We start from the raw sequence: 18,583 nt of genomic DNA, 5'->3' as shown, positions 1-18,583 counted from the left end.
GGTGGTGCGGTGCGGCGGTGCCGGTCGAGCTGGTTCAGCCGGCGAGCCGCCGGCCGCTGGCCTCGAGTCGCGCAGCGATGCTGCCGTTGATGACCTCGTCGTCCACCCGGACGACCAGGCCACCGAGCACGTCGGGGTCGACTTGGACCTGCAGGCCCATCGTCCGCCCATAGAGCCGGCCGAGCACGTCGATGAGCCGCTGCTCCTGCACGGCGGTCAACGGGACGGCCGAGGTCACGTGGGCGACCGAGCGCCCCCGGCGCCGGGCGGCCATCGTGGAGAGCCGCTCGACCTCGTTTTCCGGGTTGTGCACGTGCGAGCTGGTCAGTGCGTTCCGCACCAGCCGCTCGGTCACCGGACTGACCCGACCGGAGAGCAGCCGGTCGAGGAGGGCGGTCTTGCCCTCCCGCGGCGCGGACCGGTCACCCAGGATGCGGGCGAGGTCGGCGTCGCCGGCCACGATGCGGCCGAAGCGGAACAGCTCGTCCTCGACCCCCTCCAGCTCGCCACGCGCGTCGGCGGCGTCCAGCGCCGCCTCGGTGCCGAGGGTCTCGGTGGCCTCCACGAGGTCCCGCGGGCGGGACCAGCGCTGCCGGGCGACCGTCTCGACGACCGACATCGTGTCGGCGCCGAGCTGGCCGGAGAGCAGCCGCCGAGCCAGGCCGGCGCGGTCGTCGGGCCGCACGGAGGCGTCCGACAGCGCGCGTCGCAGCGACGGCTGGCTGTCCAGCAGGTTCGCCACCGCGAAGAGCTCGTCGGCCAGGGTGAGCAGGACGTCACCGTGGTTGCGGCTGCGAGCCCCCTGGGACTTCTCCTGGAGGCTCGCCCGCGACTCCTCCATCGCGGCCCGGCTGGAGGCGTGCATCAGCGCTTGCCCTCGGGGACGTACACCGAGCTGCCGGTGTTGGCGCCATCCGCCGGCTGCACCGCGCCGTTCCCGGCGGGGTTGCTCGCGGCCATCTGGTCCAGCTCGTCGAGGAACCGGTCGACGGTCCCGCTGCGGCGGGCGTCGTCGGCCAGGGACTCGCCGACCACCCGGCCGGCCAGCTCGACGGCGAGGCTGCCGATCTGGCCACGCAGCTCGGCCACGACCTGCTGACGGGAAGCAGCGAGCTGCTCCTCGCCACGGGCCACGATCCGGGCCGACTCCTCCTGGGCCTGGGCGCGCAGCTGCTCGATGATCTGCTGCCCCTCGGCCCGGGCGGAGTCCCGGATCTGGGCGGCCTCGTTGCGGGCTTCAGCGAGCTGGGCCCGGTACTGCTCCAGCGCCGCCTTGGCCTCGGCCTGCATGGCCTCGGCCCGCTCGATCCCGCCCTCGATCGCAGCGCGCCGGGCCTGGAAGACCTGCTCGAACCGTGGCGCGACGAACTTGACCACCACGAACAGCAGGACCGCGAAGGCGATCAGGCCGACGATGATCTCGCCGAAGGGCGGGAGGAGCGGGTTCGCGCTCTCCGCAGCCAGGATGCTCATGCTCTCAACGTCCTCGTCTGGGTGTCAGTGACCGAACTCGTCCGACGAGTGCGGATCAGGTGCCGTAGACGAGGGGGGCGACGAAGCCGATCAGTGCCAGCGCCTCGGCCAGGGCGAAGCCCAGGAAGGCGTAGGTACGGGTCAGGCCGGCCGACTCGGGCTGACGTGCGGTGGCCTGGATGTAGGCGGCCCAGACGAGGCCCACACCGATGCCGGGGCCGATCGTGGCGATGCCGTAGCCGACCGAACCGATGCTGCCCTCGAGCTCTGCGAGTACCTCGATCATTGCGGGGTGTTCCTCCTGTGTCGTCGCCCGGCGGTCACCGGGCGGCTGGCGGGGTCCTGCGGGTGGTGCAGTTCATGGGAGCGGCCCGGCGTGCGGGCCACCGTGGTGCGGATCAGTGGGCCGCTTCGACGGAGCCGTTGAGGTAGGTGCCCATCAGCATCGTGAAGACGTAGGCCTGCAGGAAGATGACCAGCAGCTCGAAGAAGGTCATCACGATCGCCATCAGCGCGGAGATCGGCCCGAACACGGCCGAGAAGTTGCCGACCGACAGCAGGTAGGTGGCCCCGAGGGCGAACGTCACCAGCAGCATGTGGCCGGCGAACATGTTCGCGAAGAGCCGGATCGCCAGCGTGAACGGCCGCACGATGAAGTTCTGCAGCAGTTCCAGCGGCGTGATCAGCAGGTACATCGGCTTCGGCACGCCGGGCAGGAACATGATGTCCCGGAAGTAGGGCCACAGCCCCTGGTTCTTGATGCCGACCACGATGTAGACGACCCAGCAGATGAGCGCCAGCACCAGCGGAAAGGCGAACTTCGACATCGGCGAGATCTGGGCGAAGGGGATGATCGCCATCAGGTTGTTCGCCAGGATGAAGAAGAACAGCGAGGCGAGGAACGGGGCGAACGGAAGGCCCTTGGGGCCGACGACGTCCCGGGCGATCCCGTCGCGGATGAACGAGTAGCCGGTCTCGCCGATGAACTGCATCTTGCCGGGGACGATCTCCGGCTTGCGGACCGTGGCCACCAGGAAGGCGATCATGGCCAGCGTGGCCACCCAGGCGATGATCGTGATCCGGGTGATCTCGAAGCCGACACCCAGCACGGAGAAGCTGGTCAGAACCTCGGGGTAGAACTCACCGATGCCCGGGGGCGTGAAGCCGCCGCCGGGGTCGCTCTCCACAGCGAGCACGTCGCCGAGCGCGTGGGCGCTGGAGGTCACCGTTGTCCCTTCTGCGTCCTGGGCCGGCTCCGTCGTCCGCCCGGGGGGTGTCCGGCGTCCCGCCCGGGGGCCGGGTCGGGTTCGCCGTATGTCTTGACCACCACGTAGATGGCCACTGCCACGCCGAGGATGATCCCGACCGGGAAGAACACTCGCGTGTCCAGCCACTGGTCGATCAGCCACCCGACCCCGCCCCACACCGCCATCCCGGACAGGAGCGTCCCGGTGACCGCCCAGCCCATGTCGGCCCCACTGGGCTGACGAGCTGCGCGTGCAGGTCGTGGTCGAGCGTTCCCAGGTTCGGGAGTGTCCTCGGCCATCGGTTCGGACACTATCAGCCGGGTGGTGCCGGGTTTTCCGGGGAATGCTGCTGCTCCCCCGGTGGGGTCGGCGGTGGCACGTAGAACAACTGGCGGGTCCAGACCCAGCGCAGCTGCACACCGCTCCACAGCAGCGCGCCGGCGACCACCGTCCAGGCCAGCACCTGCCGGTCCGGCCACCCGTCGGCCGGCAGGCCGGTCAGCAGCGGGAAGAGCACCAGCGCCTTGAGCCCGAACGTGCCCAGCGCGGCCGGCATCGTCCAGGTGTCGTCCACCTTGCCGGCCCACGCGACGACCAGTCCGGAGATGCAGAAGAACGCCGTCACGACGGTCGCACCGATGACGACGGTCAGCGCATCTGGCCAGCTCAGGGCCATCCCGACGGCGAGGGCAGCCACCGCGGTCACCACCGCGGTGACCAGCAGCCCGATCCGGAGGAAGGACAGGTCCCAGGGTGCGTCCCCGGTCGCCCGGGCGCCGCTCATCGGCGCACCCCGGCCGGGGTGGACGGCGCCACAGGGGTCGGGGGGCGCGTCGCCCCGGCGCCGTCCCGGACGGCACGGCTGGCGGGGTGCGCGGCGCGGCTGCGCTCCTTCATCGCCGCGAGCTCGGCCTCACGGGCCGCGATCGCCGCCCGGCGGGCGCGTGGGCTCAGCACCACGACCACGCCCACCACCAGCAGCGCACCCACGATGACCAGGACCTCGACGGTGCCGCCGGTGATGGACAGGGCGACGGCGCCGAAGCTGAGCAGCGCGGCCCAGAAGTACATGATCAGCACCGCCCGGCGGTGCGAGTGGCCGATCGACAGCAGCCGGTGGTGCAGGTGCATCTTGTCCGGGCTGAACGGCGACCGGCCCCGCCGGGTGCGACGCACCACGGCCATCAGCAGGTCGATGAACGGGATGAAGAGCACCGCGATCGGCACGAGCAGCGGCAGGGTCAGGGGCAGCAGGCTGGCCGCCGAGCCGAGGGTCTGGGAGTCGGTCTGCCCGGTGGCCGAGACTGCTGCGGCCGACAGCATCAGCCCGACCAGCATCGAGCCGGAGTCGCCCATGAAGATCCGGGCCGGGCTGAAGTTGTGCGGCAGGAAGCCCAGACAGGCTCCCGCCAGCACGGCGGTGATCAGCGCCGGTGCGCTGGCGACGTCGTCGAAGCCGACCAGCCCCAGGTGGTAGCTGTAGGCGAAGAAGGCCAGGGCGGCGATCGCCGAGACCCCGGCCGCCAGCCCGTCCAGCCCGTCGATGAAGTTCAGCGCGTTGACCGTCAGGACGGTCAGCAGGATCGTCGCCGGCACCCCGACGTCCGGGCCCAGGGAGAGGGTGCCGATGTCGGCGACCGGCAGGAACACGTAGGCCAGCTGCACGCCGAGCAGCACCATGACCCCGGCCGCGGCGATCTGACCGGTCAGCTTGGTGAGCGCGTCCAGGCCGAACCGGTCGTCGAGCACCCCCAGCGCGCAGATCAGCCCGCCGGCCACCAGGACGGCGATCGTCTGGGTGCTGAACTCGAAGCTGCGCTGCAGCGACGGCAGCTGCGAGGCGACCAGGACGCCGGCCGCGACGCCCAGGTACATCGCCACTCCCCCGCCCCGCGGGGTCGGGATGACGTGCACGTCGCGGTCACGGACCGCCGCCATCACCCGGAACCGGACCGCCGCCACCCGCACCACCGGCGTGGCCAGGAAGGTGACCAGCGCCGCGGCGAGGAGGACGACGGCGTACTCGCGCACGGCTCAGCCGACGCGCGTGGGCTCGGGGTAGGCAGGGTGGGCGCCGACCAGCTCGCGCACCCCGGCCGCGACTTCGGTCGTCCGGGAGCCGTCGGCGTCCCGGATCGCGGTGCCGATGAGCGAGGCGATCGACTTCATGTCGTCCTCCACCATGCCCTGGGTGGTGACCGAGGGGCTGCCGACCCGGACCCCGGAGGCGACCGAGGCCGGCTGCGGGTCGAAGGGGATGGCGTTCTTGTTCAGCACGATGCCGGCCGCGTCGCAGCGGGCCTCGGCGACCTTGCCGGTGACCGGCTCGCCGGCGGTGTCGGTGACCTCGCGCAGGTCCAGCAGCGCCAGGTGGGTGTCGGTGCCACCGGCGACCGGCCGCAGGCCCTCGGCGGCCAGGCCCTCGGTGAGCGCCTGGGCGTTGGTGATCACCTGGCGGGCGTAGGCCTGGTACTCGGGCTGCAGGCACTCCTTGAGGTTCACCGCCTTGGCCGCGATGGCGTGCATGAGCGGGCCGCCCTGCATCATCGGGAAGGCCGACTTGTCGATGGCCTTGGCGTGCTCGGCCTTGCAGACGATGGCCCCGCCACGAGGGCCACGCAGCACCTTGTGTGTGGTGAAGGTGACGACGTCGGCGTAGGGCACCGGCGAGGGGATCGCCTTGCCGGCCACCAGGCCGATGAAGTGGGCCGCGTCGACCATGAAGACCGCGCCGACCTCGTCGGCGATCTCCCGGAAGGCGGCGAAGTCGATCAGCCGCGGGATCGCCGAGCCGCCGGCCACGATCAGCTTGGGCCGGTGCTCGCGGGCGAGGTCACGGACCTGGTCGTAGTCGATGTGCTCGGTACCAGCGTCGACCCCGTACTGGACGGCATTGAACCACTTGCCGGAGAAGGAGACCTTGGTGCCGTGGGTGAGGTGCCCGCCGTGCGGCAGCGCCATGCCCAGCAGCGTGTCGCCGGGCTGCAGGAAGGCGCCGTAGGCCGCCAGGTTCGCGCTGGCACCGGAGTGCGGCTGCAGGTTGACGTGCTCTGCGCCGAACAGCTCCTTGCCCCGGGCGATGCCGATCTCCTCGGCCCGGTCGACGACCTCGCAGCCGCCGTAGTACCGACGCCCCGGGTAGCCCTCGGCGTACTTGTTCGACAGCGTGCTCCCCAGCGCGGCCAGGACGGCGGGGCTGGTGAAGTTCTCGCTGGCGATCAGCTGCAGGCCGCCCCGCAGCCGGTCGAGCTCGTCGAGGACGACGCCGGAGATCTCCGGGTCGAAGTCGGCCAGGGCGTCGAAGTCCGGGCCCCAGTAGGGGGTGGTGGCCGGGGTGCTCATCGCGGGTGCACTCCTGCTGCTCGGTGCGGGTGCCCGCGTGCACTCGTCGATGAGGGGCGCGCGGCTGTCGCACCACGGTATCGCTGTGGCCTGGCGATGCTCCGCATCGCACCGCGGCCGGCCGCCGATCCTCGTGCGGTGAGTCGCCCGGGACGGCCGTCGGACGCGGTGCGGCCCCGGAGGGCGCCGGTCAGTCGGTGATGTCGGGGACGACCTCGCGCAGCTGCTCCAGCCCGATGACCCCCAGGCGCAGCACCCGGGGGGTGGGGGCCGTGCAGTCGACGATCGTGCTGGGCGCCGATCCGGTGCGCGGTCCCCCGTCCAGGACCACCGCCGCGTGCTCGCCCAGCTGGTAGGCCGCCTCCGCCGCGGTCGTGCCGGCCGGGCGGCCGGAGCGGTTGGCGCTGGAGACCGCCAGCGGGCCGGTGCGGCGCAGCAGGTCCCGGGTGACGTCGTCGTCCGGCAGCCGGACGGCGACCGTCCCCTCGGCGTCCCCGAGGTCCCACGCCAGCGACGGTGCGTGCTCCACCACCAGGGTCAGGCCCCCGGGCCAGAAGGCCGCGGCCAGCTCGTGGGCGACCTGGGGCACGGTGACGACCAGCCCGGCCAGCGTGGACGCCTCCCCCACCAGCACCGGGACGGGCATGTTGCGGCCCCGGTTCTTGGCCGCCAGCAGCCGGGTGACGGCGCCCGGGGTGAAGGCGTCGGCGGCCACCCCGTAGACGGTGTCGGTCGGGAGCAGGACGAGCTCACCACGGGACAGCGCCATGGCGGCAGCGGTCAGCCCTGCCTCGCGCTGGTCGGGGTCACTGCAGTCGAAGACGTCGGCCACGGCTCGGGAGTCTGTCACTGCCCCCGCGCGGACGACCGGGCGGTCGTGTAGCGCGGCCGGTCGGCGAGGTCACGGTGGTCGGCGACGTCGGCCCACCGGCCGTGGGCCCGGACCAGCGCCGGCAGCGCACTCCCCTGCTGATCGGCGTGCTCGATGCCCAGCCAGCCGCCGCGGCGCAGCAGGCGGGCGGCGGTGCCCAGCATCCCGCGGACGACGTCGAGCCCGTCCGGCCCGCCCCACAGCGCCAGCGGCGGGTCGTGCTCGGTGACCTCCCGGGGCAACCGGGCACCGTCGGGCACGTAGGGCGGGTTGGAGACGACGACGTCCACGGCGCCGTCCAGCTCGGACAGCAGCGCCGGGTCGGTCATGTCGCCGGCCAGCACCTCGACGGGGGTGTCACCGGCAGCGGCGCGGGCCGCGGCGTTGTGCCGGGTCCACTCGATCGCCGCGGCGTCCCGCTCGACGGCCACGACCCGGGCGCCGGGGTGCTCGTTGGCCACCGAGAGCGCGATCGCACCGGAGCCCGCTCCCAGGTCGACGACGGTGGGCGCGGCCAGCCCGGCGATCCTGGTCAGCACCCAGCCGGCGAGGAGCTCGGTCTCCGGGCGGGGCACGAAGACCCCGGGACCGACCGACAGCTCGAGGTGCCGGAAGGGTGCGGTCCCGGTGAGGTGCTGCAGCGGGACCCGGGCGGCGCGCTCCTCGACCAGGGCGGCGTACCGGGCTGCCTGCTCGCCGGGGACCTCGCCGAGGGTCAGCAGCGCCGTGCGCGTGACCCCGAGGACGGCGGCCAGCAGCAGCTCCGCGTCCACCCGGGGCGACTCCACGCCGGCCGCGGCGAGCCGCCGGACGGCGTCGCCGAGCAGCGCCCGGCCGGCCGACGGGGTGGCGCTCAGGAGCCGACCGCCAGCAGCTCGGCGGTCGCGGCCGCGGTCAGCGCGTCCAGGACCGGGTCGAGGTCGCCGTCCAGCACCTGGTCGAGGTTGTGCGCCTTGAAGCCGACCCGGTGGTCGGCGATGCGGTTCTCCGCGAAGTTGTAGGTGCGCACCCGCTCGCTGCGGTCGACCGTCCGCACCTGGCTGCGCCGCTGGTCCGACGCGGTGGCGGCGGCCTCCTCCCGCGCGGCGGCGAGCAGCCGGGAACGCAGCACCCGCAGGGCGGACTCACGGTTCTGCAGCTGGCTCTTCTCGTTCTGCGAGCTCACCACGATCCCGGAGGGCAGGTGCGTGATCCGCACCGCGGAGTCGGTGGTGTTGACGCTCTGCCCGCCGGGCCCGGAGGAGCGGAAGACGTCGATCCGCAGCTCGTTCGGGTCGACGCTGACGTCGACCTCCTCGGCCTCGGGGAGCACGAGCACCCCGGCCGCCGAGGTGTGGATCCGGCCCTGGGACTCGGTGACCGGGACCCGCTGGACGCGGTGCACCCCGGCCTCGAACTTCAGCCGGGCGAAGATGCCCTCGTCGGTGCGTGACTTGATCGCCACGGCGACGTCCTTGTACCCGCCCAGCTCCGCCGGGACGGCGTCCAGGACCTCGGTCGCCCAGCCGCGCCGCTCGGCGTAGCGCAGGTACATCCGCAGCAGGTCACCGGCGAACAGCGCCGACTCCGCCCCGCCCTCCCCGGCCTTGATCTCGAGGATGACGTCCTTGTCGTCGTCGGGGTCCTTGGGCAGCAGCAGCTCGGTGAGCCGGCCGGTCAGCTCCCCGACGCGCCCCGTCAGCTCGTCGGCCTCCGCGGCGAAGGAGGCGTCCTCCCCGGCGAGCTCGCGGGCGGCGGCGAGGTCGTCCGTCGCGGCGTCGAGCAGGCGCGCGGTCTCCACGACCGGGGCGAGCTGGGCGTACCGCCGCCCCAGCCGGCGGGCCCGGGCGGCATCGCCGTGCACCGCCGGGTCGGCGAGCTCGGCCTCGAGCTCGCGGTGCTCGGCGAGCAGGCCGGCGAGCCGGTCGCTGCCGGCTCCGGTGCTGCTGCTCACGGGCACTCCTCTGGTCTTCGGTCCCGACAGGCCGCGGGCAGGTGGTGCGGACATGACGACGGCGCCCGCGCCGCCCTGGTGCAGGGCGGCGCGGGCGCCGTCGGGGGTGCTACTTGTCAGCGGGGGTGCCGGCAGTGCGCTTGCCGAACCGCTTCTCGAAGCGGGCGACGCGGCCACCGGTGTCCAGGATCTTCTGCTTGCCGGTGTAGAAGGGGTGGCACGCCGAGCAGACCTCGACGGTCAGCTGACCGGACGGCGAGGTGCTGCGGGTGGTGAACGTGTTACCGCAACCACAGGTCACCTCGGTGACGTGGTACTGCGGGTGGATGTCGGCCTTCATGCCGGTACACCCTCTCTCTGGTCTCGTGGTCTGCTGGTCTGTCTGCTGGTCATGACACCGTCGGGGAACTGGGCGACCCCTGACGGCGGAGGCTCGATCGCCCAGTGTACGGCCCCCCTGCCGGACCCCGTCGCGAGCTGGCTCGCGACGGGGCGCAGGGGGCCTTCGTCAGTCCTTCTCGTTCACGCCCAGCGTCGTCTTCTGGACCTGCATCAGGAACTCGATGTTGTTGCGCGTCTTGCGCATCCGGTCGAGCAGCAGCTCCAGGGCCTGCTGGGGCTCCAGGGCCGACAGCACCCGGCGCAGCTTGATGATGATCGCCAGCTCGTCGGGCGAGAGGAGGATCTCCTCCTTGCGGGTGCCCGAGGCGTTCACGTCGACCGCCGGGAAGACCCGCTTGTCGGCCAGCCGCCGGTCCAGCTTGATCTCGGCGTTCCCGGTGCCCTTGAACTCCTCGAAGATGACCGTGTCCATCGTGGAGCCGGTCTCGACCAGCGCCGAGGCGATGATCGTCAGCGAGCCGCCGTTCTCGATGTTGCGGGCCGCACCGAGGAAGCGCTTGGGCGGGTAGAGCGCCGTGGAGTCGACGCCACCGGAGAGGATGCGCCCGCTGGCGGGGGCCGCCAGGTTGTAGGCCCGACCCAGCCGGGTGATCGAGTCCAGCAGGACGACGACGTCGTGGCCCATCTCGACCAGGCGCTTGGCCCGCTCGATCGACAGCTCGGCGACCGTGGTGTGGTCGGCCGGCGGCCGGTCGAAGGTCGAGGCGATGACCTCGCCCTTCACCGAGCGCTGCATGTCGGTGACCTCTTCGGGCCGCTCGTCGACCAGCACCACCATGAGGTGGACCTCGGGGTTGTTGGTCGTGATCGCGTTGGCGATCGACTGCAGCACCATCGTCTTGCCGGCCTTCGGCGGGCTGACGATCAGCGCCCGCTGGCCCTTGCCGATCGGCATGACGAGGTCGATGAGCCGGGTCGTCATCAGGTGCGACTCGGTCTCCAGCCGCAGGCGGTCCTGCGGGTAGAGCGGGGTCAGCTTGGTGAACTCGGGGCGGTTGCGCGCCTGCTCCGGGTCCAGGCCGTTGACCGAGTCCAGCCGCACCAGCGCGTTGTACTTGTCCTTCTTCTCGCCCTCACGGGGCTGACGGACGGCGCCGGTGATGGCGTCGCCGCGGCGCAGGCCGTAGCGACGGACCTGGGACAGCGAGACGTAGACGTCGTTCGGGCCGGTCAGGTACCCCGACGTGCGGACGAACGCGTAGCTGTCCAGCACGTCCAGGATGCCCGCCACCGGGAGGAGGACGTCGTCCTCGCTGACGGTGGGCTCGCCCTGGTCGAAGCGCTCGCGCCCACCGGCGCTGCCGCCGCGCCGGTTGCGGTCGCGGTACCGACGACCACGGCGACCGCGGCCGCCCTCGAAGTCGTCGTCGTCCTCGTCGTTCCGGGTGTCGTTGCGGCCGTCGTTGCGGTTGGCGCCCGCGTCGCCGCGGTTGCCGGGGCCGTCGTTCCGGTTGCCGGGGCCGTCGCTGCGGTTGCCGGGGCCGTCGCTGCGGTTGCCGGGGCCGTCGCTGCGGTTGCCGGGGCCGTCGCTGCGGTTGGCGTCCCGGTTGTTGCGACCGGGACGACCGGACTCGCCGTCGTTGCGGTTGCGTCCGCCGCGCTGCTCCCCGTCACGGTCGGCACCCTCGCGGCTGCCCCGCTCGTCCCGGCCGGCGGAGTCCCGGTTGCGGTCCTCACGGCTGCTCCGCTCCTCGCGGGTGCCGGAGTCGCGGTTGCGGTCCTCGCGCTCGCCGGAGTCGCGGCTCCCCCGCTCCTCGCGGGCGGCGGAGTCGCGGGTGGCGGCGTCGCGGGTGGCGGAGTCGCGGTTGCCGGAGTCCCGGTTGCCCCGCTCCTCGCGCTCGCCGGCTTCCCGGGGCGCGCGCTCGGCGCGGTCCCGGTTGCGGCTGCGCTGCGGCCGGTCACCGTCGGGGCGGGTGTCGGACTGGGCCGGCTCGGCCGCCTCGACCGTGGCCGGCTCCGCGGTGTCGTCTGCGGCGACCGGGGCGGCGGGAGCGGTGACCGGGGAGTCGACGGCGGGCGCCCCGGCCGGACGGCTGGCCCCGCGGCGGCGACGACCCGCGGGGGCCGTGTCGGCGGGAGCGGCGTCGGCGGGAGGGACGTCGGTGGGAGGGACGTCGGTGGGAGCGGCGTCGGTGCTGGGGACGGTCGTCGGACCGCCGTTCGCACCGCCGCTGACCGGGGCCTCCAGGGGCGCGGCCGGAGCGGTGCTGGTCTCGTCGGCGCGGGGAGCGGGCACGCTCGGGGCGCTGGCCGGCGCACCGGCGGAGGAGGCGGGTTCGGCGGCGGAGCCGGCGCCCACCTGCCGCTCGGAGATCGCGGCGACGAGGTCGCTCTTGCGCATCTTGCCGGTGCCGGGGATGCCCAGTTCGCCGGCCAGGCGCTGCAGTTCGGGCAGCAGCATGCCGGACAGTCCGCTGCCACGGCGGCGCGAACGGGGAGCCGTCCCGCTGCCGGCAGCTGCCTCGTCGGACGGGGCGGCGTCGCGCTCGCCGTCGATGAGGTCGGTGCTCTCGCTCACGTACAGGTCCTTCCCTGCGGTGACCTGCGCCTACCAGCGCAGGAGGTGACCCGGCCCCGGAACGCGAGAGCCAAGTGCTGGACTCGTCGGATCGATCGGGATGACGCGGGTCTGTGGAGTGCGAGGGGTTCAGCGGCGACGGGTCGACCGTCTGCAACGCCCCGCGTGAGGCTCGCCCGGAGGCGGCTACGTCGTCAGCCTAGACACAGGCCGACACACCTTTCAACACAGTCCGTCACGGGTGTGTTCCAGGCGCCCCGGACGATACCGCATCGTGATCACCGGACAGCGGGGTGACGACCGCGCCGGTGGGGTCGACGGGCAGTGGCCGGCACTCCCAGCCCGCCGGCGTCGCCTCCCGCAGGGCCCTCACCTGCACGGCAGCATCCAGCGCACCGGCGTCCTCGTCGGGACCGAGCACCGCCAGCGCCAGCACGCACGGACCGGCGCCGGAGACGACGGCGGCGTGCCCGTCGGCACGCAGTCGGGCCAGCAGGGTGGCGCTCTCGGGCATGGCCGGCGCCCGTTGCGCCTGGTGCAGCCGGTCCTCGGTGCCCTCGAGGAGCAGGGCCGGGTCGCGGGTGAGCGCGTGCACCAGGAGTGCGGAGCGACCGGCGGCGTGTGCGGCGTCGGCGTGCGGCACCGTCTCGGGCAGCAGCCCCCGGGCCAGGTGCGTGGCCAGCGTGGTGGCCGGGACGAAGAGCACCGGGGCGATCCGCGGGTCGACGGCCAGCCGCGCGGCGCGTGCGCCGGAGGGCGTCGTCCAGGACAGCGTCGCCCCACCGAGCAGGCACGGGGCGACGTTGTCCGGGTGGCCCTCCAGCTCCGAGCACAGCCGCAGCACGGCCTCGGCGTCGACCTCGGCGACGTCGGGGCACAGCGCCCACGCCGCCAGGACCCCGGCGGTCACCGCCGCGGCGGAGGAGCCCATCCCCCGGCCCTGCGGGATGGTGTTGCGCGCGGACAACCGCAGGCCGGCCGGTGTCCACCCCAGCTCGGCGGAGGCGGCCCGGAACGCGCGCACCACCAGGTGCGACTCGTCGGTCGGCAGCTCACCGGCGCCGGCACCCGCCACCTCGACGGTCAGCCCACCGTCGGTGACGGCGATGTCGATGGAGTCCCAGCAGGACAGCGCCAACCCGGCACAGTCGTAGGCCGGACCGAGGTTCGCACTCGTCGCCGGGACGCGGATCCGGACCGCGGCGGGCTGCTCCACTCAGAGCCCCAGCTGCGCCGCGGCGGCGGCCGCGTCGACCGGGATGGTGACCGGTGCCGGCGCACCGGAGATCGCCCACTCGGGGTCCTTGAGGCCGTTGCCGGTGACCGTGCAGACCACCCGCTGCCCCGGCTCGAGTCCACCGGCCTCGGCCACCTGCAGCAGACCGGCCACCGACGCGGCCGAGGCGGGCTCGACGAAGACCGCCTCGCTGCGGGCCAGCAGCCGGTAGGCGGCGAGGATCGCCCGGTCGGTCACCGCGTCGATCCGGCCACCCGAGGCGTCCCGGGCGTCCAGCGCCTTCGTCCAGGACGCCGGGTTGCCGATCCGGATGGCGGTGGCGATGGTCTCGGGCCGGTCGACCACCCGGCCGGTGACGATGGGCGCGGCGCCGGCGGCCTGGAAGCCCCACATCTTCGGGGTGCGCGTGGCCGGGCCGTCAGCGGCGTACTCGCGGTAGCCCTGCCAGTAGGCGGTGATGTTGCCGGCGTTGCCGACCGGCAGGCAGTGCACGTCCGGGGCGTCGCCCAGCACGTCGACGATCTCGAACGACGCCGTCTTCTGGCCCTCGATGCGGTACTGGTTGACGCTGTTGACCAGGCTGACCGGGTAGTCGATCGCCAGCTTGCTGGCCAGGGTCAGGCAGTCGTCGAAGTTGCCCTCGACCTGCAGCAGCTTCGCCCCGTGCACCAGCGCCTGGGCGAGCTTGCCGGTCGCGATCTTCCCCTGCGGCACGAGCACCGCACAGACCAGGCCTGCCCGGGCGGCGTAGGCCGCGGCACTCGCGCTGGTGTTGCCGGTGGACGCACAGATCACCGCCTGCGCGCCCTCCTCCACGGCCTTGGAGATGGCCATGGTCATGCCGCGGTCCTTGAACGACCCGGTGGGGTTGGCGCCCTCGACCTTCAGCCAGACCTCGCAGCCGGTGCGGCGGGACAGCTCCGGTGCCGGCAGCAGCGGGGTGGCGCCCTCCTGCAGCGTGACCACCGGGGTCGCGGGGCCCACCGGCAGCCGGTGCCGGTAGGCCTCGATCAGCCCCGGCCAGTACGGCGAGACGGGAGCGCGCAGCCCCGTCGGGAGTCCAGCGCTCATGACCACATCACCCGTTCGCCTCCGCGGAACACTCCGCTCACAGCCCCTCCACCCGCAGCACGCTGGTCACGCCCCGCACGGCCGACATCTCCCGCAGCCGGGCCACGGTCGTGGCCAGGGCCGCGTCCGGGGCCTGGTGGGTCACGATCACCAGCGTGGCGGCATCGCCGTGCCCGTCCTGACGGACGGTGGCGATGCTGACGCCCTGCGCGGCGAACTCGTGCGCGACGGTCGCCAGCACCCCGGGCTTGTCGGCGACGTCGAGGCTGACGTGGTACCGGGTGGGGGTGTCGGCCATCGGCCGCACGGTCAGACCGGCGTACCCCGTCGTCCCCGGACCGGCGACGCCGGCCACCCGGTTGCGGGCCACCGCGACCAGGTCGCCGAGCACCGCGCTCGCGGTCGGCTGCCCGCCGGCGCCCTGGCCGTAGAACATCAGCTCACCGGCCGCCTCCGCCTCGACGAAGACGGCGTTGAACGCCCCGCCCACCGCCGCCAGCGGGTGGGTGGTCGGGATCATCGCCGGGTGCACCCGGACGGCGACGGAGTCGTCGGCGCCGTCACTGCCCGCGACCCGCTCGCAGATCGCCAGCAGCTTCACCGTGCAGCCGATCTCGGCGGCCCGGGCGACGTCGGTCGCAGAGACCGCGGAGATGCCCTCGCGGTACACGTCGGCGGCGGTGACCGGGGAGTGGAACGCCAGCGAGGCCAGGATCGCGGCCTTGGCGGCGGCGTCGAAGCCGTCCACGTCCGCAGTCGGGTCGGCCTCGGCGAACCCGGCCTCGGTCGCCTCGGCCAGCGCCTCGCCGAAGCCGGCCCCGGTCTCGACCATCCGGGACAGGATGTAGTTCGTCGTCCCGTTGACGATGCCGACCACCCGCCGGAGCTGGTCACCGGCCAGCGACTCGCGCAGCGGGCGCAGCAGCGGGATCGCCCCGGCCACCGCGGCCTCGTAGTAGAGGTCGACGCCGGCCTCGGCGGCGGCGGCGTGCAGCGCGACGCCGTCCTCGGCCAGCAGTGCCTTGTTGGCGCTGACCACCGACTTCCCGGCGCCGATGGCGGCCAGCAGCAGCGTGCGGGCGGGCTCGATGCCGCCGATCACCTCGACCACCAGGTCGACGTCGGGCCGGGTGACCAGCTCCTCGGCGTCGGTGGTCAGCAGCTCGGCGGGCACCTCGGGGTGCCGGTCGGGACGGCGGACGGCGACCCCGGCGACCTCCACCCGCCGCCCGATCCGGGCGGTCAGGTCATCGGCCTGCTCGGACAGCAGCCGCAGGACGGCGCTGCCCACGGTGCCGCAGCCCAGCAGGGCCACCTTCAGGGAATCGCTCACGACTGGGCTCCTGCGGCGTGCTCGGGCGCCGGCTGGTCGATCGCCGGGCTGGGGGCGGGCACGTCGGCGAGGACGGCATCGAGGGCGAACACGTCGGACAGTGTCTGACGCCGCACGATCTCGGTCGCCACCCCGTCCCGCACGGCGACCACCGGCGGCTTCAACAGGTAGTTGTAGTTGCTCGCCATCGACCAGCAGTAGGCGCCGGTGGCGGCGACCGCCAGCAGGTCACCGGGCTGGACGTCCGAGGGCAGCCACAGGTCGCGGACCAGCACGTCGCCGCTCTCGCAGTGCTTGCCGACCACCCGGCAGAGCGCCGGCGGGGCGTCGGAGCTGCGGTTGGCCAGCACGCAGGTGTAGCTGGCGTCGTAGAGGGCGGTGCGGATGTTGTCGCTCATCCCGCCGTCGACGGACACGTAGTTGCGCACCAGCGGGGTGCCCGGCGCGCCACTGGCCCCGAGCCGCACGGGCTTGATCGTGCCGATCTCGTACAGCGTGACGGTGCCCGGTCCGGCGATCGCCCGGCCCGGCTCGACGGCCAGCCGGGGCACCGGCAGACCCAGGGCGGCGCACTCGGCGGCGATGACCGACCGCAGCTTCACCGCGACGTCCTCGGGGGTGACCGGGTCGTCCTCGGCGAGGTAGGCGATGCCGAACCCGCCGCCGAGGTTGAGCTCGCCGAGCACCTCACCGGTGGCCTGGTGGACCTGGCCGAGCAGGCCGACGACCCGGTGCGCGGCGGCCTCGAAGCCGGCCGTGTCGAAGATCTGCGAGCCGATGTGGCTGTGCAGCCCGGCCAGGTGCAGGCCCGGCTCCCGGATCACCCGGACCGCCGCCGTGAGCGCGTCGCCGGTGGCCAGCGAGAAGCCGAACTTCTGGTCCTCGTGGGCCGTGGCGATGAACTCGTGGGTGTGCGCCTCGATGCCCACGGTCGACCGGATCAGCACCGACACCGGCGCGCCGCCGGCGGCCACCCGGGCCTCCCCAAGCGGCACCAGCCGGTCGATCTCGTCGAAGGAGTCGAGCACCACGTGGCCGATCCCGGCGTCGACCGCGAGCTGCAGCTCGACCAGCGACTTGTTGTTGCCGTGCAGCGCGATCCGCTCGGCCGGGAAGCCGGCGGCCAGCGCCACCGCGAGCTCGTTGCCGCTGCAGGCGTCCAGGTGCAGGCCGTCGTCGGCGATCCAGCGGGCCACCTGGCCGCAGAGGAACGCCTTGGAGGCGTAGTGCACGTCGGCGTCGGTGAAGGCGTCGGCGAAGTCGGCGGCGCGGCCGCGGAAGTCGCCCTCGTCCAGCACGAACAGCGGCGTGCCGTGCGCGCGGGCCAGGTCGGTCACCCGGCGGCCACCCAGCTCCAGCTCGCCGTCGACCCGCCGGGCCGACCGCGGCCAGACCTGCGGGTCCAGCACGCCGAGGTCCGCCGGTGCCGGGCCGGCCGCCGGGGGCGGGGCGATGTTGCCGTGCAGCGGACCGGCCGGGTGCGCCCTCACATCCGCTCCGGGGCGGAGACGCCGAGGACGGCCAGGCCGTTGCGCAGCACCGTCGCGGTCGCCGCGCAGAGCCACAACCGGGCCGTGGTCACCGGGGTGGCCTCCTCGTCACCGCGCGGCAGCACCCGGCAGGAGTCGTAGAACCGGTGGTAGGTGCCGGCCAGCTCCTCCAGGTAGCGGGCCACCCGGTGCGGGGCCCGCAGCTCCGCGGCCGAGGCGATCACCCGGGGGAACTCCCCCAGCGCCCGCAGCAGGTCGCCCTCCCGCTGGTGCGCCAGCGCCGCGGTGTCCACGTCGCCGGCCTCACCCAGCGGCAGGCCGAGGTCGGCGGCGCCGCGCAACAGCGAGGAGATCCGGGCGTGGGCGTACTGGACGTAGAAGACCGGGTTGTCGTTGGTCTGCCGGCTCCACAGGTCCAGGTCCAGGTCGATCTGCTGGTCGACCGAGGCCCGGGCGAGGGCGTACCGGGCCGCGTCGGCCCCGACGGCGGCCACCAGGTCCTCCAGCAGCACCACCGTGCCGGCCCGCTTGCTCATCCGCAGCGGCTCCCCGTCGCGGACGAGGTTCACCAGCTGGCCGATCAGGATCTCCAGGTTGACGTCCGGGTCGTCGCCGAGTGCGGCGACCAGCGCCTTGTACCGGCCGATGTAGCCGTGGTGGTCGGCGCCGAGCATGATCACGACCTTGTCGAAGCCGCGCTCGCGCTTGTCCAGGTAGTAGGCGCAGTCGGCGGCGAAGTAGGTCGTCTCGCCGTCGCTCTTGACCAGCACCCGGTCCTTGTCGTCCCCGAAGGTCGTCGTCCGGAGCCAGACGGCGCCGTCGGCCTCGAAGACGTGCCCCTGCTCCCGCAGCCGGGCCACCGCCTTCTCCAGCGCACCGGTCTCGTGCAGCGTGCGCTCGCTGAAGTACACGTCGAAGACGACGCCGAAGTCGGCCAGCGTCCGCTTGATCTCGGCGAACATCAGGTCGACGCCGAGCACCCGGAACCGCTCCTGCTGCTCCGCCTCGGGCAGCTCGAGCACGCCGGGCTCGGCCGCCACCACCTGGGCGGCGATCTCACCGATGTAGTCGCCGGCGTAGCCGTCCTCCGGCACCGGCCGCCCGTGCGCCGCCGCCAGCAGGCTGAGCGCGAACCGGTCGATCTGCGCGCCGGCGTCGTTGAAGTAGTACTCCCGGGTCACCTGCGCGCCGCTGGCCGTCAGCAACCGGCCGAGGGCGTCGCCGACGGCGGCCCACCGGGTGCCGCCGATGTGCACCGGGCCGGTCGGGTTGGCCGAGACGAACTCCAGGTTCAGCCGCTGCCCGGCCAGCACCTCGGTGCGCCCGTAGGCCTCGCCCGCGGCGACCACCCGGACGGCGATCTGCCCCAGCGCGTCCTTGGCCAGGGTGACGTTGAGGAAGCCGGGCCCGGCGACGTCGACCGCCGAAACGCCCTCGACACCGCGCAGTTCGGCGGCCAGCACCTCGGCGACCTCACGCGGCGGGCGCCCGGCGGCCTTGGCCAGCCGGAGCGCCACGTTGGTGGCGTAGTCACCGTGCTCGGGGTTCTTCGGCCGTTCGATCACGACCTCGTCGGGGACGGCGACGGAGAGCACGCCGCGCTCCACGGCCGCCGCGACTGCGGACCGGACGACGTCGCTGAGCTGCTCGGGTGTCACCGTTCGAT

General features: G+C 73.5%; 18 protein-coding genes. All 18 read right to left on the bottom strand.

Going from position 1 to position 18,583, the window contains the following annotated elements:
• Positions 1 to 34: 34 nt before the first annotated feature.
• Positions 35 to 865, bottom strand: a complete 831-nt coding sequence (locus G5C62_RS07630) for a F0F1 ATP synthase subunit delta (RefSeq protein ID WP_164700536.1) — start codon at positions 863 to 865, stop codon at positions 35 to 37.
• Entirely contained in the window at positions 865 to 1,473 is a 609-nt protein-coding gene (locus G5C62_RS07625) for a F0F1 ATP synthase subunit B (protein ID WP_036340174.1), read from the bottom strand. The genes G5C62_RS07630 and G5C62_RS07625 overlap by 1 nt, the downstream gene beginning before the upstream one ends.
• Before the next feature lie 55 nt (positions 1,474 to 1,528).
• Complete coding sequence (atpE, locus tag G5C62_RS07620) at positions 1,529 to 1,759, bottom strand: ATP synthase F0 subunit C (protein WP_014377627.1); 231 nt, start codon at positions 1,757 to 1,759, stop codon at positions 1,529 to 1,531.
• A gap of 112 nt (positions 1,760 to 1,871) precedes the next feature.
• On the bottom strand, positions 1,872 to 2,699 hold the full coding sequence (gene atpB, locus G5C62_RS07615; RefSeq protein WP_036340177.1) for a F0F1 ATP synthase subunit A: 828 nt from the start codon (positions 2,697 to 2,699) through the stop codon (positions 1,872 to 1,874).
• Positions 2,696 to 2,941, bottom strand: coding sequence for an AtpZ/AtpI family protein (locus tag G5C62_RS07610; protein WP_231558512.1), 246 nt, complete (start codon positions 2,939 to 2,941; stop codon positions 2,696 to 2,698). The genes atpB and G5C62_RS07610 overlap by 4 nt, the downstream gene beginning before the upstream one ends.
• A gap of 92 nt (positions 2,942 to 3,033) precedes the next feature.
• Entirely contained in the window at positions 3,034 to 3,504 is a 471-nt protein-coding gene (locus G5C62_RS07605; protein WP_164700534.1) for a hypothetical protein, read from the bottom strand.
• The gene (locus G5C62_RS07600) at positions 3,501 to 4,751 is read right to left on the bottom strand and encodes a glycosyltransferase family 4 protein (protein ID WP_164700533.1); all 1,251 of its coding nucleotides are present in this window, start codon (positions 4,749 to 4,751) and stop codon (positions 3,501 to 3,503) included. Before G5C62_RS07600 ends, G5C62_RS07605 begins: the two co-directional genes overlap by 4 nt.
• 3 nt (positions 4,752 to 4,754) lie before the next feature.
• Entirely contained in the window at positions 4,755 to 6,062 is a 1,308-nt protein-coding gene (glyA, locus tag G5C62_RS07595) for a serine hydroxymethyltransferase (protein ID WP_164700532.1), read from the bottom strand.
• A gap of 190 nt (positions 6,063 to 6,252) precedes the next feature.
• Positions 6,253 to 6,894 (bottom strand): L-threonylcarbamoyladenylate synthase, encoded by a 642-nt coding sequence (locus tag G5C62_RS07590; protein ID WP_036340189.1) that lies wholly within the window; start codon positions 6,892 to 6,894, stop codon positions 6,253 to 6,255.
• A gap of 14 nt (positions 6,895 to 6,908) precedes the next feature.
• Entirely contained in the window at positions 6,909 to 7,760 is an 852-nt protein-coding gene (gene prmC, locus G5C62_RS07585; RefSeq protein WP_164700539.1) for a peptide chain release factor N(5)-glutamine methyltransferase, read from the bottom strand.
• Positions 7,761 to 7,786: 26 nt separating this feature from the next.
• Positions 7,787 to 8,866 (bottom strand): peptide chain release factor 1, encoded by a 1,080-nt coding sequence (gene prfA / locus G5C62_RS07580; protein ID WP_036340194.1) that lies wholly within the window; start codon positions 8,864 to 8,866, stop codon positions 7,787 to 7,789.
• Between the two features lie 109 nt (positions 8,867 to 8,975).
• The gene (rpmE, locus tag G5C62_RS07575; RefSeq protein WP_164700531.1) at positions 8,976 to 9,206 is read right to left on the bottom strand and encodes a 50S ribosomal protein L31; all 231 of its coding nucleotides are present in this window, start codon (positions 9,204 to 9,206) and stop codon (positions 8,976 to 8,978) included.
• 168 nt (positions 9,207 to 9,374) lie between these two features.
• Complete coding sequence (gene rho / locus G5C62_RS07570) at positions 9,375 to 11,786, bottom strand: transcription termination factor Rho (protein WP_164700530.1); 2,412 nt, start codon at positions 11,784 to 11,786, stop codon at positions 9,375 to 9,377.
• A 235-nt stretch (positions 11,787 to 12,021) separates the two neighbouring features.
• Positions 12,022 to 13,002, bottom strand: coding sequence for a homoserine kinase (thrB, locus tag G5C62_RS07565; protein WP_164700529.1), 981 nt, complete (start codon positions 13,000 to 13,002; stop codon positions 12,022 to 12,024).
• Positions 13,003 to 14,094 (bottom strand): threonine synthase, encoded by a 1,092-nt coding sequence (gene thrC, locus G5C62_RS07560; protein WP_164700528.1) that lies wholly within the window; start codon positions 14,092 to 14,094, stop codon positions 13,003 to 13,005. It lies immediately after the preceding gene.
• A 37-nt stretch (positions 14,095 to 14,131) separates the two neighbouring features.
• Positions 14,132 to 15,427, bottom strand: a complete 1,296-nt coding sequence (locus tag G5C62_RS07555) for a homoserine dehydrogenase (protein WP_164700527.1) — start codon at positions 15,425 to 15,427, stop codon at positions 14,132 to 14,134.
• On the bottom strand, positions 15,424 to 16,917 hold the full coding sequence (gene lysA, locus G5C62_RS07550) for a diaminopimelate decarboxylase (RefSeq protein ID WP_036340205.1): 1,494 nt from the start codon (positions 16,915 to 16,917) through the stop codon (positions 15,424 to 15,426). Before lysA ends, G5C62_RS07555 begins: the two co-directional genes overlap by 4 nt.
• On the bottom strand, positions 16,914 to 18,575 hold the full coding sequence (gene argS / locus G5C62_RS07545) for an arginine--tRNA ligase (protein ID WP_036340208.1): 1,662 nt from the start codon (positions 18,573 to 18,575) through the stop codon (positions 16,914 to 16,916). The genes lysA and argS overlap by 4 nt, the downstream gene beginning before the upstream one ends.
• Positions 18,576 to 18,583: the final 8 nt, after the last annotated feature.

This window comes from Modestobacter sp. KNN46-3 (assembly GCF_011039295.1).
This window is presented reverse-complemented; position numbering and strand designations above follow the sequence as displayed.

What these genes read in the sequence shown, in the direction of transcription:
- rpmE (WP_164700531.1), bottom strand. Translation starts at nt 9,206, where the DNA reads ATGAAGGCCGACATCCACCCGCAGTACCACGTCACCGAGGTGACCTGT.
- atpE (WP_014377627.1), bottom strand. Translation starts at nt 1,759, where the DNA reads ATGATCGAGGTACTCGCAGAGCTCGAGGGCAGCATCGGTTCGGTCGGC.
- glyA (WP_164700532.1), bottom strand. Translation starts at nt 6,062, where the DNA reads ATGAGCACCCCGGCCACCACCCCCTACTGGGGCCCGGACTTCGACGCC.
- thrC (WP_164700528.1), bottom strand. Translation starts at nt 14,094, where the DNA reads ATGAGCGCTGGACTCCCGACGGGGCTGCGCGCTCCCGTCTCGCCGTAC.
- G5C62_RS07630 (WP_164700536.1), bottom strand. Translation starts at nt 865, where the DNA reads ATGCACGCCTCCAGCCGGGCCGCGATGGAGGAGTCGCGGGCGAGCCTC.
- G5C62_RS07625 (WP_036340174.1), bottom strand. Translation starts at nt 1,473, where the DNA reads ATGAGCATCCTGGCTGCGGAGAGCGCGAACCCGCTCCTCCCGCCCTTC.
- G5C62_RS07610 (WP_231558512.1), bottom strand. Translation starts at nt 2,941, where the DNA reads ATGGGCTGGGCGGTCACCGGGACGCTCCTGTCCGGGATGGCGGTGTGG.
- G5C62_RS07605 (WP_164700534.1), bottom strand. Translation starts at nt 3,504, where the DNA reads ATGAGCGGCGCCCGGGCGACCGGGGACGCACCCTGGGACCTGTCCTTC.